Genomic DNA, 16,245 nt, shown 5'->3' with positions numbered 1-16,245 from the left:
TGCCATGGTGCGTGTGCGGACGTCGCTGGGTGGCCTGGTCGGCGAGGAGTCGGACGGGGTCCGGATCTTTCGAGGGGTGCCCTTCGCCGCGCCGCCGGTGGGCCCGGCCCGGTTTCGCCCGGCCCGGCCGCCGGCGGCCTGGACCGGCGATCGGGACGCGCGCGAGTTCGCCCACGCGGCGCCGCAGCCGATCGGCCGGTACGGGGCCGCGCCGGTGGCCGTCGACGAGGACTGCCTGTACCTGAACATCCACGCGCCGGCCGAGCCCGGCCCGCATCCGGTGCTCGTGTGGGTGCACGGCGGCGGCTACACCTCCGGCGCCTCGTTCGAGGGTGTCTACGACGGCGGCCGGCTTGCCCGGCGCGGCGTGCTGGTGGTCACCGTCGCCTACCGGCTGGGCGCGCTGGGGCTGTTGCAGTTGCGGCACTTGCTCGGCGACGAGTACGCCGCCTCCTCGACCAACGCGCTCCTGGACGTGGTGCGGGCGCTGCGCTGGGTGCGCGAGCACATCGCCGCGTTCGGCGGGGATCGCGACCGGGTCACCCTCGGCGGGGTGTCGGCGGGCGCGAAGCTCACCGCCAACCTGCTCGCGCTGCCCGCCGCGCGCGGCCTCTTCCACCGCGCGATCGTGCAGAGCGGCGGAGCGCACACGGTGCGCACGGTGCCCGAGGCGGAGCAGGCCACCGGGCACGTGCTGGCCGCGCTCGGGCTCGGCCCGGACCGGGCCGCCGAACTGATCGACGTGCCGTCGACCGATCTGCTCGACGCGCAGGAGCAGGCGATCGGGCGCGGTACGGCGCGGTTCGTGTTCCGGCCGGTGGTCGATCCCGCCGGGCCGCTGCCGGTGACGCCGTTGCGGGCGATCCGGGGCGACGTGCCGATCCTGCTCGGGTCGAATCAGGACGAGGAGCAGATGTTCGCGGTCACCGAGGGGACGGGCGCACGCGAGCCCGGACCCGCCGACCTGGCCAACCTGCGCCGCCCGGACGCGCTCGCCGAATTGGTGCGCACCTACGCGGAGATGTACCCGGACCTGAACGGGCGCTCGCGGCGGATCCGGCTGCTCACCGCCGAGTCGTACGGGATACCGACCGTGCGCCTCGCCGAGGCGCAGCTCGCGGCCGGCGGCACGGCGTACATGTACCGCTTCCGCTGGGCGCCCAAGGCCCATCCACAGCGGTTGGGGTCGCCGCACGCGATCGACATCCCGTTCGTGTTCGGCACGCTGGACACGCCGCTCGGCCGCTGGCTGACCGGCGGGGTGCCGCCCGCCGCGCGGGAGTTGTCCGATCGCATCCAGCAGGCGTGGGTCGCGTTCGTCAAGGGCGGGCCGCCGGTGGCGGACGGTCTGCCGGCGTGGCCCCGGTACGACCCGAGCGAGCGGCGCACGATGCTGCTCGACGTGCCGGCGACGGTGGTCGGCGATCCGGATCGGGAGGAGCGGCGGGTGTGGGACCACGCGCTGTGAGCCCGGGTGGGCCGCCTCCGCTGGCGGATCTGATGCCGTGGGGCACGAGTGGGATCGGCACGGGACGGACCTGGGTGTACGCGCCCGAACGGGAGACGCTGCGTCGGCGCTGGGCCCGGTTGGCCGCCGCCGAGGACCGCAACACGCTGTTGCAGCCCACGCGTTCGCGCACGGACGGGTCCCGGCCCGCGCCGCTGCCCGGGTGTGCGGCGCCGATCGGGCCGCTGGCGCGTGAGGTCGGGCCCACGCCTCGGCTGGTGCGGGTCGCCCGGCGGCCCTTCGATCGGCAGTGGCTGGTCGCGGACCACCGCGTGGTGGACTTCGCCCGGCCCGAACTGTGGCGGGTGCGCGGGGATCGGCAGGTCTACCTGACGGAACGTCAAGCGGGGGATCCCTGGCCGCTGTTGTGCAGCGCGCTGTTGCCGGACGCGGCCCATCACGGCGGTCGGGGCGGGCGGGTCGCGCCGCTGTATCGGGACCCGGCGGGCCGGGTGCCCAACCTCGCGCCCGGTCTGGTCGGCCTGCTCACGGAGCGGCTGGCCGTCCCGGTCGCGGCCGAGGACGTGTTCGCCTGGATCGTGGCGGTGACGGTGGATCCGGCGGGGGTGCCGCTCACCGCCGACCCGACGGTGTGGGCGGCGGGCGTCGAACTCGGCCGCCGGCTGATCGGCCTGTACACGTTCGGCGCGCGGTTCGGCCGTCCCGGCGACGGCAAGCCCCGACTGCCGGGCGGGCGGCGCCCGTTCGTGCGCGAGCCGGTCCCCGCGCGCCCGGCGGGCGCGAGTTACGACGAGGAGACCCGTACGCTCCTGCTCGGCTCCGGCCGGATCGGTCCCGTCCCGCGCGAGGTGTGGGACCTGGGCATCCTGGAGCCGTGGATCGCGGCCCGTACCGAACCCCCGGGCGAGGGCCTGGAGCGCATTCGCGAACGTACCTGGTCGACCGACCTGACCAGCGAACTGATCGACCTGCTCCACGTGTTGGGCCTGCTCACCGACCTGACCGAGGAGCAGGCCGAACTCCGCATCCGGGCCGCCGCGGGCCCCACCCTCGACCCCGCCGCCCTGCTCCCACCCGCCCCCGCGACCCGCCGCCCACCCACGGTCCTGGACATCACCGAGGAGGGCCCCGGCGGCCAGGCCGTCCTGATCTGACCGATCGACAGCCGCGCTCAGCGGAAGAAGATCGAGGTGTCCAGCACGGCGTCGAAGGGGTCGGGTACCGGAATACGCCCGCCGAAGGGCACGGTGTGCCGCTCCTGGTATTTGCCGTCCGACGGGGACGCGAACAGCGTGACCTCTTGACGGAGCGGGTCGATCAGCAGGTAGAGCGGGATCGGACCGGAGGCATAGCCGAGCGGCTTGACCTCACGGTCGTCGTGTTGACTCTCCCGGCCGGCGGAGACAACCTCGACGACCAGGTGGACGACATCGGCGGGGAGCTTCCAGCCGTCGAAGTCCCAGTTCGCGTCTTCGTCGAAGACAACCATGTCGGGGACGTATCCGTCGCCACCGACGCCCGGAAGCATGATCGTGACGGGGGACATCGGAACGTCCATGCCTTCGGGAAGATTCGGTTCCAGGAACCGTGAGAACAGTCGGCGCAGCAGCCCTCCGTGCCCGCTGACAGGAGTGGGTGACATCACGATGCGGCCTCCGATCAGCTCCACCCGGACGGTTTCGGGTGCCTCTATCGACTCGAAGAGGGCAGCGATACCGGAGTCGGTGGACTGGGGGCCGTTGCTCATGTCGATGCCTCCTGTGGACGACTCTGAACGCCGCCCACCTTACCGAGGTACGAGGATCCACCTTCCCGATATGTGACAAACGGGAAGGTGCGACAGTGCGCGGGAGGCGCCGGGTTCAGATCGGGCGGGGTGTGTTCAGTTCCTTCGCGTTTTCGCCCATGATCATGGCTTTGGTTCGTTCGTCGAAGGGCTTGAGTTCGCTTTCGTAGTCCCGTGGGTTCGGGAGGCCCTCGATGTGCGGCCAGTCGGAGCCGAAGACGACGCGGGTGGGGCCCATCAGGTCGACCACCTCGACCAGGTCGTCCTCCCAGAACGGGTTGATCCACACGTGCCGCCTGAAGGTCTCCACCGGGTCCTCGGGGAACAGGCCGGGGATCTTGCGGCCGACCGAGCGCAGCTTGCGGAACAGGTCGCCGAGGAACTCGGAGCCGTTCTCCACCGAGACCACCCGCACGTTCGGGAAGCGCTCGAACAGGCGGTCCAGGATCAGCGACGCGAGGAAGTCGAAGATCGGCCGTTCCATCGTCCACAACATGGTCACCGACGGGCCGCCGCCGCCCTTGAAGTCGGTGCGCAGGCCCTGCTTGCGGCTGTAGCCGTTGGCCGAGTAGCCGCTGTCGCCCGCGTGCACGATCACCGGTACGCCGGCCTCGTTCACCCGGGCCCAGAACGGATCGAAGACCGGATGCCCGGGCGGGTACGGGCCGTCCGCCGTGTTCGGCGCCGCCGGGCGCATGCATACGATCCGGGCGCCGCCCTCCAGCGCGCGGTCGAGGTCGGCGAGCGCGGTCCGCGGGTCGGCGAGCGCGATGTACGGCGCGGCGAAGATCCGGTCCCGGTAGGCGTACCCCCAGTCCTCCTCCAGCCAGCGGTTGAAGGACGAGTACAACTGCCCGACCGCCGCGGGGTCGTGCGCCAGGGCCGCCTCGTAGACCATGCCCAGGGTCGGGAACAGCCAGATCCCGTCCAGGCCCTGATCGTCAATCACCGCCAGGCGCGCGTCCCGGTCGCGGTATTCCGGGCGGATCGGCTCACGTTCGCGCAGGTAGTCCAGCGGGTTGCGGCCGGAGGGGTTGCCGCGGAAGTACTCGGCCATCGCGCCGGCCTTGGCGATCGGGTCGAAGGTCGGATTGACCACGGCGTGGTTCACCGTGCCGCCGATCACGTGGTACTTGCGGCCGTTGATCTCGCACCACTGAATGACCTGCTCGCCCAACCTCGGGTCCAGATGGCGGGTGAAGGCGTCGATGGCCTCGTAGTAGTGGTTGTCGGCGTCGAAGACACGCATGGCGAAGACCCCCTCGGAGCGGCACGAACCCGGCACGAACCCGCACCGGACGCGACGGGACGCGAACCCGGACGCGGGTCGGGACCCGGTGTCCGGGGATTGTCGCTCGAATCGTGACACCGTTACAAGGTAAGGCTGTCTGTCTTTTTCATGGAGGGTCGAAAGACGGCGTGCCGGGGCAGGCGCAGGATGTCGACGGAGGACGGGGGGTGGAGATCCGGCGCAGGTGTTCCGCGCCCACGGGCCGGCGGGTGCCGGGGAACCGGGTGGCGCCGGACAGGTCGGCCCCGGTGAGATCGGCGCCGCTGAGGTCGGTATCGCGCAGATCGGTGTCGGACAGGTCCGCGTCGCGCAGGTCGGCCGCCGCGAGCGAGGCGCCGCGCAGGTCGGCGCCGCTGGGCAGGCCCCCCGGCAGGCGGGCCGGGTCCTCGATCACCCCCGGGGACAACCGCCCGGCCCGCCCGGTGGACACGTGCTCGGCCGGCCACGAGCGCAGTGCGTACTCGACCCCGACCCGCGCCGTCCGCGCGTTCGAGGGGCGCGCGTCGCGGGTGGGCGCCAGCGCGGCCGGCACCGGATCGTCGAGGACGTCGGGCACCGCGGTCGCGGTCAGCGCGCTCGGCGGCGTGGGTGCGCCGCGCTCCGGCCGCCGGGCGGTGAGCAACTCGTAGAGCACCACGCCGAGCGCGAACAGGTCGGCCCGGCCGTCGGGTTCGGTGTCCGGATCCAGTTGTTCCGGCGCCATGTACGCCGGGGTTCCGGCGGCGAAGCCGGTGCGGGTGAGGCGGCGGGAGTCCATCCCGCAGGAAGCGGGACATGCCGAAGTCGAGCAGCTTGATCGCGCCCGACGGCGTGACCATGATGTTCGCCGGCTCGATGTCGCGGTGCAGCAGACCCGCGGCGTGCGTGGTGTCCGGCGCCTCGAGCACCTGGCGGGCCCAGTCCAGGAGCACCGGGATCGAGGGCAGCCGACCCGACGCGATGACGTCGTACAGCGTGCGGCCCTCGACCAGTTCGAGCACGAGGAAGACCGTGCCGTCCTCGTCCCGACCGTAGTCGTGCACGTCCACGACGCGCGGGCAGGCGATCCGGGCGAGCGCGCGGGCCTCGTGCGCCAGGCGCTCGGCCTCGCGCGGATCACCGTACGCGGGCGGAAGCGTCTTCAATGCCACGGACCGCCCGAGTGACTCGTCGACCGCGCGCCAGACCACGCCCATCGCGCCCCGGCCCAACGCCTCGACGAGCCGATACCGGCCCGCCGACACCTTCGCCACGGTGGCTCCCTGTGCACACGTTTCCTCGGGGACGACGATCGACCCGGGGCCGGCGGGCTGCGCGTCGCGTGCCACGCGCCGAAGTTCGGTCCCTGCAAGGATGATTGCCGCCGGGCGATCGGCTCCGCAGCGAGTCTCCCGAACGGGTGATCGGTGGCTTTGCGCCACGGGGCGCCACCGGTCGCCGTGGGTCGCCACGGGTCGACCCCGGTTCCCGCGGGCGGGTGCCGGCCGCCGGCGTACCTCGCAGCACCAGTCGTGGCCGACGGTTCGGGACCGGCGGCCGCCCGGATCCGGAGGCGGACCATGCGCCATCAGTCCACGAGCATCGTCGCGGCGTGCGGCGGATGCGGCGCCTCGATCCGCCGTTGGTTGACCCAGGAGATCGTCGACGGCCGGCCGGCCTGGGACGACAGCTATCAGTGCGGCGCCTGTGGGTTGGTGAGCGACGACTCGGGACGCGAGCCGACGCCGGCGGTGATCCGCGCCGCACTGATCGCCGAGCACGGGCTCGCGCACCTGGTGGTCGACGCCGGCGGCGCGGGGCCGGGCGGCCCTCGGGTCCGGGTGCTCAAGGTGTTCCGGGACGAGTTCCCGGTGGACCTCGCCACCGCCGGCCGGATGGCCGCGGCCGCGCTGGACAACGGCTGGGCGGGCACCCGGGTCGAGGTCGAGCACCTCGCGCGGCTGCTGCGCGACGCGGGCGTCGTGGCCCGGGTCCTCCCGGGCGGGTGACGCGCGTTGGGCCGAAGGGGGGAACGGTACGCGCGGCGCCGGCCCCGAGCTGCCCGGGCCGGCTAGCGTGGTCGGGTGAGCAGACACCGAAGGCTCCGCGCGACGTCGCCGGCGGTTGTGCTCGGCGTGGCCGTGCTCACCTCGATCGCCACACCGATCGGTGCCGCCGCGGCGCCGGTCCAGGCCGGCTCGGCGCTCGCGCGCGGGTCGGCCGAGGTACGTCTGCGCCCGATCCCGCCGCCGCTGTCGCCGCTTCCGACCGATCACCCGCTCCGGCCCGGCATCCGACTCCCCAACACCGACACGGTCGGCGCGGCGCGCTGCCCGGACTCGAACCCGGCGACCGCGGCGGACCCGCTCGGCGCGGGCCGGCCGGACACCGCCACGCTGCGCGAACGGGCCCGCGTCCCGGGCGCCGAACCGGCCCGGGACGACTGCCGGGGCCTGCGGGATCCGGGCCGGCGCGCCGATCCGGGCGCCGCGCCGCATGTGTCGTCCGCCGTTTCGACCGGGTCGGGGGCCGATCGAGCCGGTGCCGGGTCGCTTCGTCACCCGGCGGGCGCCCCCCGCCCGGCGGCGGCCGGCAAGCCCCCGCGTCGCGCCAAGCCCCCGGGCAGCCGCGAGGGCGCGGCCAAGGACCGAGGCGCCGCCGCCAAGCGGGCGGTGCACGACGGACCCGCGGTGATCGCTCGCAGAGCGATCACCGACCATGTGGCGAACACCGGCTCGGCGCCGGCGTTGCCGCTGAGCGTGGCGGCCGGCCTTCTGCTTCTCCTCGGCGGCTTCCTGCTCGCCGCCGCTCGCCGCCGCGACTGACCTCTGCGCCGGTCGGGCTCCGGCGCGTGGCTCGATTCCCCGCCGAGCAGCACGCCGCCGGCACCGCATCCGCGCTTCGGGCTCCTCGCCGCGCTCGCCGCGCTCGCCGTCCCGGCGAAACACGCGAATGGAACAATCCTGCGGGCGTCTCCACGGCACGCCCATGCGCCACGGCACCGGGTGCCGCGGTGTTGGGCGTCGCGTTCGAAGTCCCGCCTCAGCGCGACGAACAGCCCCGCACCGCCTCGATCAGTCCGAGTGCCCGTACGTCCGTGTGCAGGGGCGACCGGCCGTTGGTCACGTACGCGAAGGCCAGTCCCGCCGCCGGGTCGGCGAACGCCAACGGGCCGCCGCTGCCCGGGTGTCCGAACGCGGCGGGGTCGCGGGAGACGCCGAAGAACGCGGTCTCCGGCTTCATGAAACCCAGGCTGAACGCGGTGTGGTCGCCCAGGATGCGGTCCCGGCCCTCGACCACCGTGCGGGTCACCTCGGTGACGGTCGCGGGGGAGAGCAGCCGCACACCGTCCAGCGTGCCGCCTCCGGCGAGCATCGCGTACACCCGGGACAGCGCCCGGGCGTTGGTCACGCCGAGCCCGGAAGGCACCTCCCACCCGAGCACGTCCGGATCGTGATCCGCACCGGGGGCGGCGAGTTCGGGCAGCGCGAGCATCGCCCGGCCGAGATCGGAGCCGAGGTCGAGCAGACCGGGGTCCATGGGGGCGAGGGTGGTCAGGTGCGCGAGCCGGGGCACGACGGTCGCCGGCAGGCCGATGTGCGCGTCGACGCCGAGCGGGCCGGCCACCTCCTCGGCCAGGAACGCGCCCACCGTGCGGCCGTCCACCCGGCGGATCAGCTCGCCCGCGTAGAAGCCCCAGGTCACCGCGTGATAGCCGTGTGCCGTTCCGGGCTCCCACACAGGCCGCTGGGCGGCCAGCGCGTCGGCCAGCGCGTCCGGTACGGCCACCTGGTCGAGCGTGATCGGCTCGTCCAGGTACGGCAACCCGGCCTGATGCGACAACAGTTGGGCGACCGTCACGGCACGTTTGCCGGCCGCCGCGAACTCGGGCCAGTAGCGGCACACCGGCTGCGCGGGATCGAGGAGGCCGCGATCGATCAGCACCGCCAGGCACGTCGCGACCAGGCCCTTGGTGACCGACCAGACCACCTGCACGGTGTCCGGCTCCCAATCGCGTCCCGTGTCCGGTTCGGCCAGTCCGCCCCACAGGTCCACCACCGGCGCCCCGTCCAGATGGACCGCGAGCGCGGCGCCCACCTCGCCGTTGATCGCGAAGTTCTCCTCGAACGCGGCCTGTACGGGCGCGAATCCGGGCGCGACGAAACCGTCGACGTGCATGGTGTGGTCCTTTCGCGAACGCTCGGGGTCCCCCACCGGCGTCGGCGTGGTCGGCAGCCGTCGCCTCGTCAGTTTCGGGGGGTGACGCCTTCCAGCACGAGCGCCGTGAATTGGGCTTCCAGTTCGGGCAGGGTGCGGTCGATGCCGGACTTCCAACCGGCGGTGAGCCACAGTGGATAGGCCAGGTAGCGGTAGACCAGCTCCGGATCCAGATCGGCGCGGAACTCCCCGGACTCGATGCCCTCCTGAAGGGTGTTCAGCCACAGGTCGCGAACCCGGGCACCGTCCGCCGCCAGATGCGCGAAGCGCGGCAGTGTGGCCAGGTAGGCGTAGTCCCGGACGTACATCGTGGCCGCGTCGGGGTGGTGCTCTATGGTGCGGAACGCGGCGTGCACGAGTCCGCGCAACCGGTCGCTCGAGGTGCGCGCGTCGGCGAACGCCTCGTCGTACCAGGTCGACAGGTCGCGCATCGCGCCGGTGAGGATCTCGTCGATCAGATCCTCTTTCGAGCCGAACCAGTGATAGATGCTGCCCGCGAGAATCCCCGACGCGTCGGCTATCTCGCGCACCGTCGACGCGACGACTCCCTTGCGGGCGAACAGCGTTGCCGCCTCGGACAGGATCACCTCCCGGCGCGGAAGTGCTTCGGGTTCCGTCTTCCTGCGTGACATGAGCGCCCGTTCTCGGTCCGGCGGGTGGATGCGGCTGCGTCGTGCGGTGCGTGCAGCCTAACCGCAGGTGGAGCGGTTGCCGTTGATCGGTGGGGGATTGCCTTCAGGGAGAACCGAACTGCCTATCTAACATTTGTTAGATTGTGCTGAACCTTCTACGCCAGTTCTCGAATCGCTGTCAAGGCCCTTGCGAGCAAAGGGCGTTGCGGTCTAGCTTGTGCCGCATCCGGGACTCCGTGGGGGATGGCCGGGCGGGGAGACGACGCGAGAGGCGTTGGCTCCCATGGCTCGATGGACGGCACGCACGGCGCATGCCGTGCGCACGACACGCACCACCAGAGCGGCACGAGCAGGCCGAGGACCCGCCGGGAATCGATTCCGGACGGGCGGCCCCGTCGTGTCCGCTCGCACCGCGCCGGTCACCGGCGTTCGCGGCGGTGCGTCGACCGAGCTCCCGGCACTCGTGCACGGTGCGGTCTGACCATGGTCACCTTCGTCGCGCCGTTCGCCGCCCGCGCGGTGTCCGGCCGCCTCGGGGCCGATCCGGGCCGACTCCGGCTCGCCGGGCGTAGGTTGCCCGGTCGCTCGGGTGCGCCGTCATCCCTCGTTCCGACTTCGGTGTTCGCGACGCGTCCCGATCGGGTCGTGCTCGGGTGCGTCGACCGGGCCGGGGGCGGCCGGTTGCTCCGAACCAGTACCAACCATGTGTCGTGGCCGGGAGGTGACGCCGGGTCAGGAGGGGAGTCGGCGTCTGTCCGGTTCGCGGAGGTTGTCCCGGATACGTCCGGGTCGGTATCGGACGGGGTGGGGGAGCCCTGTTCGAGCGCCGATCCGGCTTCCGGATCGGCCTCCGATACGGGTGGCGCGCGGGTGGGGGGTGACGCCGTGTCAGGTATGGCGTCCGGTCCCGTGCGCTGCCCGGGGGAAGGGTCCGACGCCGGGGCGTGCCCGCATGCGCGCCTCGGCTCGGGCCCCGGAAAGCCGCGCGGCCGGGGGGCGGCCGTCGCGGCGCGGCAGGTGTCGCTTGGGGAAGCGACACTCGCGGGCCCGCCCGCGCGGGTGCGAACGACCGTTGCACACGCGCGGGATCCGGGCCATGCCAAGGGGGGCGACCATGCCTGACCCGGCGCGCCGGTACGTCCCGGGGCCCGAGCCGGTCCCGGCCGTCGCGTCCGATCAGGCGCGACGACCGGTCCTGCGGGTCCGGGACATCCGGGTGGACTTCGGCGCGTTACGCGCCGTGGACGACGTGTCCCTGACGGTGGATCGCGGCGAGGTGCTCGGCGTGATCGGCCCGCGGGGCAGCGGCAAGACCACGCTGCTCAACGCGATCACCGGGGTGGTGCCCGCCGGCGGCGAGTTGTTCGTGGACGGCCGGCCGGTCCGCCTGGGCAGCCCCGAACGCTCGCGCGGGGCCGGCCTGGTCCGGATGTTCCAGACCCCGCAGCCGGTTCGCGCGTTATCCGGCGCGGACAGTGTCGTGCTCGCCGGCTCCGAGACCCGACACCGGCTGCTGCTCGCCTCGTGGTTGTTACGCCCGATGATGGCGCGGGTCGAGCAGGAGCGCAGACCCGGCGGGCCGGCCGCGCCGGGTCGGGCGGGCCCGCGCGGTCGCCCCGAGCGGAACGCGGGCGTACTCACGTACGGCGAACGACGGCTCCTGGACATCGCGCGCGGCATGGTGGCCGTACCGCGTGTGCTGCTGCTGGACGAGCCGAGCGCCGGATTGACACCGCGCGAGACGGAGGCCCTGCTGCTGCTCCTGCGCGGTGTCGCGGCGGACGGCGTGGGGCTGCTCGTGGTGGATCACGAGAGCGACTTCGTCGACGCGGTGTGCGATCGGGTCACCCTGTTGGAATCCGGCCGCGTGGTTGCGGAGGGCACGCCGGCCGAGGTGCGACGGGACCGTCGCACCATGGACGCCTGTTCGGGAGGGCACGCGTGATGACCGAGACCGAGTCGCCGCACGCCGAGATGAACACCGTCGGCGCGATCGGCGCGATCCACGACATCGACGAGATCGAGGAAAACGGCGGGATCGAGGAAGACGACGGGGTCCGTGGGATCCCGAACGGGGGAACACCAATGACGCACACGCTGCTCGAAGGCGCCCGGTCCGCGGTCGACGGTCTGCCCGGCGACCTCGGGGCCCTGCCCTACGAACCCGACGCCCCGCGCACCCAGACCAGGCTCGTGGCCACGACCGCCGCGAAGCCGGACCCGCGCGGGCCGCGCGTCTCCCGCCGGATCACCCGCGCGCGGCACTGGATCCGGCTGCGCCGGGCGTAGCCCGGACGGCGGTCGTATCCGCCCGGGCCCGGCGTGTCACGCCAGGGCGCGCGGATCGGTCCGCCCGACAACCCCGGCGCGCGGATCGGTCCGGCCTACAACCCCGGCGCGCCCGGCGGGTACTTGATCGCGTTCTTGACCATCTTGTCCCGCAGCGCCTGCGCCGGGTCGATGCCGAGCTGCCCCGCGAGTCCGAGCAGGTAGGCGAGGACGTCCGCGATCTCCTCCCGGACATGCTCGCCGCGCTCCGGATCCGACATCACGTCGGCGGCCTGCTCGGCAGTCAGCCACTGGAAGATCTCCACCAGCTCCGCCGCCTCCACACTCAGCGCCATCACCAGGTTCTTCGGCGTGTGGTACGGCTGCCAGTGCCGCTCGGCGGCGAAGGCGGCGAGCGCGGCGGTCAGTTCGGCGAGTTCGGAATCGGCCGGGGGAGTGGTGTCCATGCCCCATGCCTACCGCATCCGACGCGCCCCGGTCGCACCGGTGGTGTCACCCCGGCGAGGGAGAATGGCCGCGGGGTATGTCCGGCCGGTCCGGCCGCCCCGACCGCCGTCGTCCGCCCTGGAAGGTTCGCATGAGGGTCGCCACCTGGAACATCAACTCGATCGGGGCCCGGCTGCCCAAGCTGCTGGAGTGGCTGGAGCGGGCCGCGCCCGACGTGGTGTGTCTGCAGGAGCTCAAGTCCACACCCGAGGCCTATCCGAGCAAGGAACTGGAGGAGGCCGGCTACACGTCGGCCGTCAACGCCGGTGGGCGCTGGAACGGTGTCGCGGTGTTGTCCAAGGTCGGCCTGGCCGATGTCACCCTCGGGCTGGAGGCCGGTCCGGGCTTCCCCGAGGTCGACGGCCCGCACGAGGCTCGGGCGATCTCCGTGACCTGCGGCGGCGTCCGGGTGTGGTCCGTGTACGTGCCCAACGGCCGCGAGGTGGACAACCCGCACTACGCCTACAAGCTGGAGTGGCTGAGCGCGCTGCGCACCGCGGTCGCCGCCGACGCGGCGGGCTCGCGACCGTTCGCGGTGCTCGGCGACTTCAACGTCGCGCCCACCGACCGCGACGTGTGGGACATCTCGCTGTTCGGCGAGAACTCCACCCACGTGACGCAGGCCGAGCGGGACGCGGTCACCGCGTTGGAGGGCGTGGGACTGCGCGAGGTGATGCCCCGGGCGCTGAAGTACGACGTCCCGTTCACCTACTGGGACTACCGCGAGCTGGGCTTCCCGAAGAACAAGGGCATGCGGATCGACCTGGTCTACGGCAACACGCCGTTCGTCACCGCGACCACCGACGCCTACGTCGACCGCGAGGCCCGCAAGGGCAAGGGCACCAGCGACCACGCGCCGGTCGTGGTGGACCTGGACGTGTAGCCGCCGGCCACCCGGTCCCGGAGCCGGCCGCGCGTCGTCTCCGGGACCGGCCGCCGGTACGGATCCCGCCGGCAGGACCACGGCCGCTACAGATACAACCCCTCGCCATCGTGCCGGGGCCGCTCGACCTCGACCGGCGCCGCGCCGTTGCGCAGCGCGTACAGCTCCGCGAGGGTCGCGTGCGTGCCGATGCCGTCGGCGGTGCCGAGCCACTCGCGCGCCTCGGCGAAGTCCAGCGGGCCGACGTCGATCTGGGCCAGGCAGCGGCCGGGGCGCACCACCGCCGGGTGCAACCGGCCGAGGTTCTCGTTGGTCGTGATCGCCACCATCACGTTGCGGCCCTGACCGAGCAGACCGTCGGTGAGGTTGAGCAGCCGGGACAGCGCCTGACCGGCCGAGCGCTTGGCCTCGCCGCGGATCAGCTCGTCGCAGTCCTCCAGGACCAACAACCGCCACCGCTGCTTCTTGGACTTGTCGTGCGTCTCCTCGTCCTCGTCGCCGCGCCCGATCGCCACGTCCATCAGGTAGCCGGTGTCGCCGAACAGCGCCTCGGGATCGAGTACGCAGTCCATCCGGCACCAGTCCTGCCACGAGCGGGCCAGCGCGCGCAGGGCCGTGGTCTTGCCGGTGCCGGGCGGACCGTGCAGCAGAATCAATCGCCCGGACACGTCGTCGGGCGTCACCTTCATCAGTCGGTCGAACGCGCCGGCGGTCGGCGCGGTGTAGTTGCGCCGGATGTCCTCCCACGGCGCGGCGGTGATCGCCCGGGTGGTGCGGTACGGGCCGCGCCGGGCGGAGAAGTACCAAAAGCCCATCGCGACGGCCTCGTCCTTGGGCGGCGGATCGGCCGCCGCTCCCTTGACCGCCTTCTTCAGCACCGCGCGGCCGACCTTCTCGTCGACGGCGGTCACGGTGACCTCGCCGCCACCGCTGCGCCAGCGCACCGAGCGCAGGGTCCAGCCGTCGCCGACGGCGAGCTGGGAGGAGCGGTCGTCCTCCTCGACGGCGCGGACCACCTTGGCGCCGCGCGGCACGAGTCGGGCGCCGGGCTTGACCCGGTCCAGGCGGGTGGTCCTGGCCCACGGCTGGGCGCCGGTCACGAAGGCGGCGAGGGCGAGCCCGTCCACGGCGTCGTAGGGGGTGTCCGCGTCGTCGAGTCCGAAGACGAAGGGCAGCAGCGTCGAGGGGTCGTCACCGGCTGAGCTCGGCGCCCCATCCGATGGGCGGGACGTCTGGCGAGGCATCGACATGAATTCGATGATCCGGTGCCCCGGGCCGTCCGTACAGAGGTTTTCGCGTAGCGCTTTTTCCCGACCGGGCGGTGCCGGCCGGGGTTCGAGGACCGGGTTCAGGCGTCGTAGACCGCGTCGAACGCGGCCAGCGCGGTGGTGATCGCCTCGTCGCGGGTCAGGCCGAGCCGGTGTGCCCGGTGGGCGTACTCCAACGCGGCCTCGCTCGCGGCCCGGTGTGCGGTGTCGCCGACGGCGGCGACGAAGCTCCCGGAACGACCCCGGGTCTCGATCACGCCGTCGGCCTCCAGTTCGCGGTAGGCGCGGGCGACGGTGTTGGGCGCGAGGCCGAGGTCGCCGGCCAGGCCGCGTACGGTCGGCAGCCGGGTGCCGGCGGGCAGCGTGCCGGCCCGGGCCTGCTCGGCGAGCTGGGCCCGAATCTGCTCGAACGGCGCGACGGGCGAGGCCGGATCGACGGTGATCACCATGGCCGCGAGCCTAGGGCCTGGCGGTGCGGCCCGGCGGCAGCACGGCCGCGTGCCCGGAGCCTGGCTGTGCGGCCCGGCGGCGGCATGGCCGAGAGTCAGGCCGCCTGCGCCGGGCACCACAGCCAGGATCCGGGCGCGGCACCGGTGTCGGAGCCGGGCACGTCGCCCGATCGTGGGGCCGGGTCAGGACGCGTCGACCGTGGTGACCGGATCGCTCACCCGCTGCCCGGTCGGTGCTCGGGACAACGTCCTGACCTCGGGGATCACGAACACGGCGAGCACCAGCACGACACACGCGCCCGCGCAGGCCCACAACATGTTCGGGTAACCGAAGGCATTGCCCGCCGGGCCCGCCAGTGCGGTGCACGCGGGGGCCAGGGCCATCGAGCCGAGCCAGTCGTAGGCCGAGACGCGGGCCACGTACTCGGGCGGGATCTCCTGGTGCAGGGCCGACATCCAGCACACGCCGAACACCTCCATGCCCACCCCGCAGACGAACATCGACAACGCGAGCAGCGGCCACGGCGCGGGGATCGCGAGCGCGACGAAGGTCGGCGCGACCGGCAGGAGGCCCCAGTTGCCCACCCGAAGCAGTCGGCGCGGCCGATACCGCACCTGGATCAGACCGCCGACCAGGGCGCCCAGGCCCAGCGCGCTCAGCGCCACCCCCCACGGCCAGGCCGCGCCCCAGTGCTCCTCGGCCACCAACGGCCCGTACACCGTCTCGCCGGCGGTCATCACCCCGTTCAGCAACGCGAACTGCAGCACGATCCCCCACAACCAGCGCCGCGCCACGAACGCCCGCCAACCGTCCACGAGTTGCCGCAAGACCGAGTCGTCCTCGACCGGCCCGGACGCGGGCAACCGCATGAACAGCCGCAGCACCGCGGCCGACACGAAGCAGGCGGCGTCCAGCACGAGCACCACCCCGGGCCCGATCGTGGTGGTCAGCGCCCCGCCGAGCGCCGCCCCGCCGATCTGCGAGCCGGTCGCCGCGACCCGGTACGCGGCCAGTGCCGGCCCGGCGTGCTCGGCCTCCATCGAGGCGAACAACAAGCCCTGTGCGGCGGGCAGATACAGCGCCTGCGCCGAACCGCCGATGCCGGAGAGCAGCATCATCACCCACAGGCGGGTGCCTCCGGTGAGCACGTAGACCCCGAACACACCCTGGGACAGCGCGTTCGCGATGTTGGCGAGCACCATCACGTGATGCCTCGGGAAACGATCCGCGATCACACCGCCCAGCAGCAGGAACCCGACCAGCGGCAGGGTCCGCGCGGCGGCCACGAACCCGACACCGGTCCCGCCGCCACCGGCCTCCAGCACCGCGAAGGCCGCCGCGATCAGCGCCCCGGAATTACCCAGCCCGGTGACGAAGGTGGCCCCGGTCTGCAACACATAGTTGCGGCTCGCCCACGTGGGCAGCGCAAGTCGGCTCGACATTCGTGACTATCGGCACAAACACCGGGCCGCTGTCGAGTGATTTCCGGGACACCCGTCGGCGACCGGGCCGGTTG

16 protein-coding genes and 1 pseudogene are annotated in these 16,245 nt (G+C 73.0%); 7 read left to right on the top strand and 10 right to left on the bottom strand.

Annotation, left to right across the window (positions count from 1 at the left end; all coding sequences use genetic code 11):
* The first annotated feature begins 4 nt into the window (after positions 1–4).
* Together ACIBSV_RS15585 and ACIBSV_RS15580 are read left to right on the top strand one after the other, a co-directional pair.
* The gene (locus ACIBSV_RS15585) at positions 5–1,468 is read left to right on the top strand and encodes a carboxylesterase/lipase family protein (RefSeq protein ID WP_395863116.1); all 1,464 of its coding nucleotides are present in this window, start codon (positions 5–7) and stop codon (positions 1,466–1,468) included.
* Positions 1,450–2,622: a type ISP restriction/modification enzyme gene (locus ACIBSV_RS15580; protein WP_395863114.1), complete on the top strand. Its 1,173-nt coding sequence runs from the start codon at positions 1,450–1,452 to the stop codon at positions 2,620–2,622. Before ACIBSV_RS15585 ends, ACIBSV_RS15580 begins: the two co-directional genes overlap by 19 nt.
* A gap of 17 nt (positions 2,623–2,639) precedes the next feature.
* On the opposite strand, the gene ACIBSV_RS15575 is transcribed toward ACIBSV_RS15580, so the two are convergent.
* The 4 genes and pseudogenes from ACIBSV_RS15575 to ACIBSV_RS15560 form a co-directional block, all read right to left on the bottom strand.
* Complete coding sequence (locus tag ACIBSV_RS15575) at positions 2,640–3,215, bottom strand: Uma2 family endonuclease (RefSeq protein WP_395863112.1); 576 nt, start codon at positions 3,213–3,215, stop codon at positions 2,640–2,642.
* A 115-nt stretch (positions 3,216–3,330) separates the two neighbouring features.
* A complete protein-coding gene (locus ACIBSV_RS15570; RefSeq protein ID WP_395863110.1) occupies positions 3,331–4,503 on the bottom strand; it encodes an amidohydrolase family protein in 1,173 nt (390 codons plus the stop codon).
* 148 nt (positions 4,504–4,651) lie between these two features.
* On the bottom strand, positions 4,652–5,302 hold the full coding sequence (locus tag ACIBSV_RS15565) for a pentapeptide repeat-containing protein (RefSeq protein WP_395863108.1): 651 nt from the start codon (positions 5,300–5,302) through the stop codon (positions 4,652–4,654).
* 58 nt (positions 5,303–5,360) lie between these two features.
* Positions 5,361–5,720: pseudogene (locus ACIBSV_RS15560) on the bottom strand (protein kinase); the annotation flags it as partial.
* A 363-nt stretch (positions 5,721–6,083) separates the two neighbouring features.
* On the opposite strand from ACIBSV_RS15560, the gene ACIBSV_RS15555 reads away from it, so the two are divergent.
* Together ACIBSV_RS15555 and ACIBSV_RS15550 are read left to right on the top strand one after the other, a co-directional pair.
* Positions 6,084–6,512 (top strand): hypothetical protein, encoded by a 429-nt coding sequence (locus ACIBSV_RS15555; RefSeq protein WP_395863106.1) that lies wholly within the window; start codon positions 6,084–6,086, stop codon positions 6,510–6,512.
* Between the two features lie 75 nt (positions 6,513–6,587).
* A complete protein-coding gene (locus ACIBSV_RS15550; protein WP_395863105.1) occupies positions 6,588–7,328 on the top strand; it encodes a hypothetical protein in 741 nt (246 codons plus the stop codon).
* 217 nt (positions 7,329–7,545) lie between these two features.
* Here the strand turns inward: ACIBSV_RS15550 and ACIBSV_RS15545 are convergent, their stop codons facing one another.
* Together ACIBSV_RS15545 and ACIBSV_RS15540 are read right to left on the bottom strand one after the other, a co-directional pair.
* Positions 7,546–8,682 carry a serine hydrolase domain-containing protein gene (locus ACIBSV_RS15545; protein ID WP_395863104.1) on the bottom strand — a complete coding sequence of 379 codons (1,137 nt, stop codon included), beginning with the start codon at positions 8,680–8,682 and terminating at the stop codon, positions 7,546–7,548.
* A gap of 68 nt (positions 8,683–8,750) precedes the next feature.
* Entirely contained in the window at positions 8,751–9,353 is a 603-nt protein-coding gene (locus ACIBSV_RS15540; RefSeq protein ID WP_395863102.1) for a TetR/AcrR family transcriptional regulator, read from the bottom strand.
* 1,114 nt (positions 9,354–10,467) lie between these two features.
* On the opposite strand from ACIBSV_RS15540, the gene ACIBSV_RS15535 reads away from it, so the two are divergent.
* Together ACIBSV_RS15535 and ACIBSV_RS15530 are read left to right on the top strand one after the other, a co-directional pair.
* On the top strand, positions 10,468–11,298 hold the full coding sequence (locus ACIBSV_RS15535) for an ABC transporter ATP-binding protein (protein ID WP_395863100.1): 831 nt from the start codon (positions 10,468–10,470) through the stop codon (positions 11,296–11,298).
* Positions 11,298–11,642 (top strand): hypothetical protein, encoded by a 345-nt coding sequence (locus ACIBSV_RS15530; RefSeq protein ID WP_395863098.1) that lies wholly within the window; start codon positions 11,298–11,300, stop codon positions 11,640–11,642. The genes ACIBSV_RS15535 and ACIBSV_RS15530 overlap by 1 nt, the downstream gene beginning before the upstream one ends.
* 95 nt (positions 11,643–11,737) lie before the next feature.
* On the opposite strand, the gene ACIBSV_RS15525 is transcribed toward ACIBSV_RS15530, so the two are convergent.
* Positions 11,738–12,088, bottom strand: a complete 351-nt coding sequence (locus tag ACIBSV_RS15525; RefSeq protein ID WP_395863096.1) for a nucleotide pyrophosphohydrolase — start codon at positions 12,086–12,088, stop codon at positions 11,738–11,740.
* A 131-nt stretch (positions 12,089–12,219) separates the two neighbouring features.
* Here ACIBSV_RS15525 and ACIBSV_RS15520 point away from each other — a divergent pair, with 131 nt between their 5' ends.
* Positions 12,220–13,011, top strand: coding sequence for an exodeoxyribonuclease III (locus ACIBSV_RS15520; RefSeq protein WP_395863094.1), 792 nt, complete (start codon positions 12,220–12,222; stop codon positions 13,009–13,011).
* 86 nt (positions 13,012–13,097) lie between these two features.
* Here ACIBSV_RS15520 and ACIBSV_RS15515 read toward each other — a convergent pair whose 3' ends face one another.
* From ACIBSV_RS15515 to ACIBSV_RS15505, 3 genes are all read right to left on the bottom strand, one after another.
* Positions 13,098–14,261: a DUF5925 domain-containing protein gene (locus ACIBSV_RS15515; RefSeq protein ID WP_395863092.1), complete on the bottom strand. Its 1,164-nt coding sequence runs from the start codon at positions 14,259–14,261 to the stop codon at positions 13,098–13,100.
* Positions 14,262–14,359: 98 nt separating this feature from the next.
* On the bottom strand, positions 14,360–14,728 hold the full coding sequence (locus tag ACIBSV_RS15510) for a GntR family transcriptional regulator (protein WP_395863090.1): 369 nt from the start codon (positions 14,726–14,728) through the stop codon (positions 14,360–14,362).
* 183 nt (positions 14,729–14,911) lie between these two features.
* A complete protein-coding gene (locus ACIBSV_RS15505) occupies positions 14,912–16,171 on the bottom strand; it encodes an MFS transporter (protein ID WP_395863089.1) in 1,260 nt (419 codons plus the stop codon).
* Between the last annotated feature and the right edge of the window lie 74 nt (positions 16,172–16,245).

The sequence above is a fragment of the Embleya sp. NPDC050154 genome (assembly GCF_044460165.1).
GTDB lineage: Bacteria > Actinomycetota > Actinomycetes > Streptomycetales > Streptomycetaceae > Embleya.
The sequence above is the reverse complement of the archived record's forward strand: the minus strand, read 5'-3'. Positions and strand labels throughout refer to the sequence as shown.

Bases quoted from the DNA above. Each gene is read 5' to 3' on its own strand.
- ACIBSV_RS15585 (WP_395863116.1), top strand. From the start codon at position 5: ATGGTGCGTGTGCGGACGTCGCTGGGTGGCCTGGTCGGCGAGGAGTCG.
- ACIBSV_RS15515 (WP_395863092.1), bottom strand. From the start codon at position 14,261: ATGTCGATGCCTCGCCAGACGTCCCGCCCATCGGATGGGGCGCCGAGC.
- ACIBSV_RS15525 (WP_395863096.1), bottom strand. From the start codon at position 12,088: ATGGACACCACTCCCCCGGCCGATTCCGAACTCGCCGAACTGACCGCC.
- ACIBSV_RS15540 (WP_395863102.1), bottom strand. From the start codon at position 9,353: ATGTCACGCAGGAAGACGGAACCCGAAGCACTTCCGCGCCGGGAGGTG.
- ACIBSV_RS15510 (WP_395863090.1), bottom strand. From the start codon at position 14,728: ATGGTGATCACCGTCGATCCGGCCTCGCCCGTCGCGCCGTTCGAGCAG.
- ACIBSV_RS15520 (WP_395863094.1), top strand. From the start codon at position 12,220: ATGAGGGTCGCCACCTGGAACATCAACTCGATCGGGGCCCGGCTGCCC.
- ACIBSV_RS15565 (WP_395863108.1), bottom strand. From the start codon at position 5,302: ATGGACTCCCGCCGCCTCACCCGCACCGGCTTCGCCGCCGGAACCCCG.
- ACIBSV_RS15570 (WP_395863110.1), bottom strand. From the start codon at position 4,503: ATGCGTGTCTTCGACGCCGACAACCACTACTACGAGGCCATCGACGCC.
- ACIBSV_RS15530 (WP_395863098.1), top strand. From the start codon at position 11,298: ATGACCGAGACCGAGTCGCCGCACGCCGAGATGAACACCGTCGGCGCG.
- ACIBSV_RS15545 (WP_395863104.1), bottom strand. From the start codon at position 8,682: ATGCACGTCGACGGTTTCGTCGCGCCCGGATTCGCGCCCGTACAGGCC.
- ACIBSV_RS15535 (WP_395863100.1), top strand. From the start codon at position 10,468: ATGCCTGACCCGGCGCGCCGGTACGTCCCGGGGCCCGAGCCGGTCCCG.
- ACIBSV_RS15555 (WP_395863106.1), top strand. From the start codon at position 6,084: ATGCGCCATCAGTCCACGAGCATCGTCGCGGCGTGCGGCGGATGCGGC.
- ACIBSV_RS15505 (WP_395863089.1), bottom strand. From the start codon at position 16,171: ATGTCGAGCCGACTTGCGCTGCCCACGTGGGCGAGCCGCAACTATGTG.
- ACIBSV_RS15575 (WP_395863112.1), bottom strand. From the start codon at position 3,215: ATGAGCAACGGCCCCCAGTCCACCGACTCCGGTATCGCTGCCCTCTTC.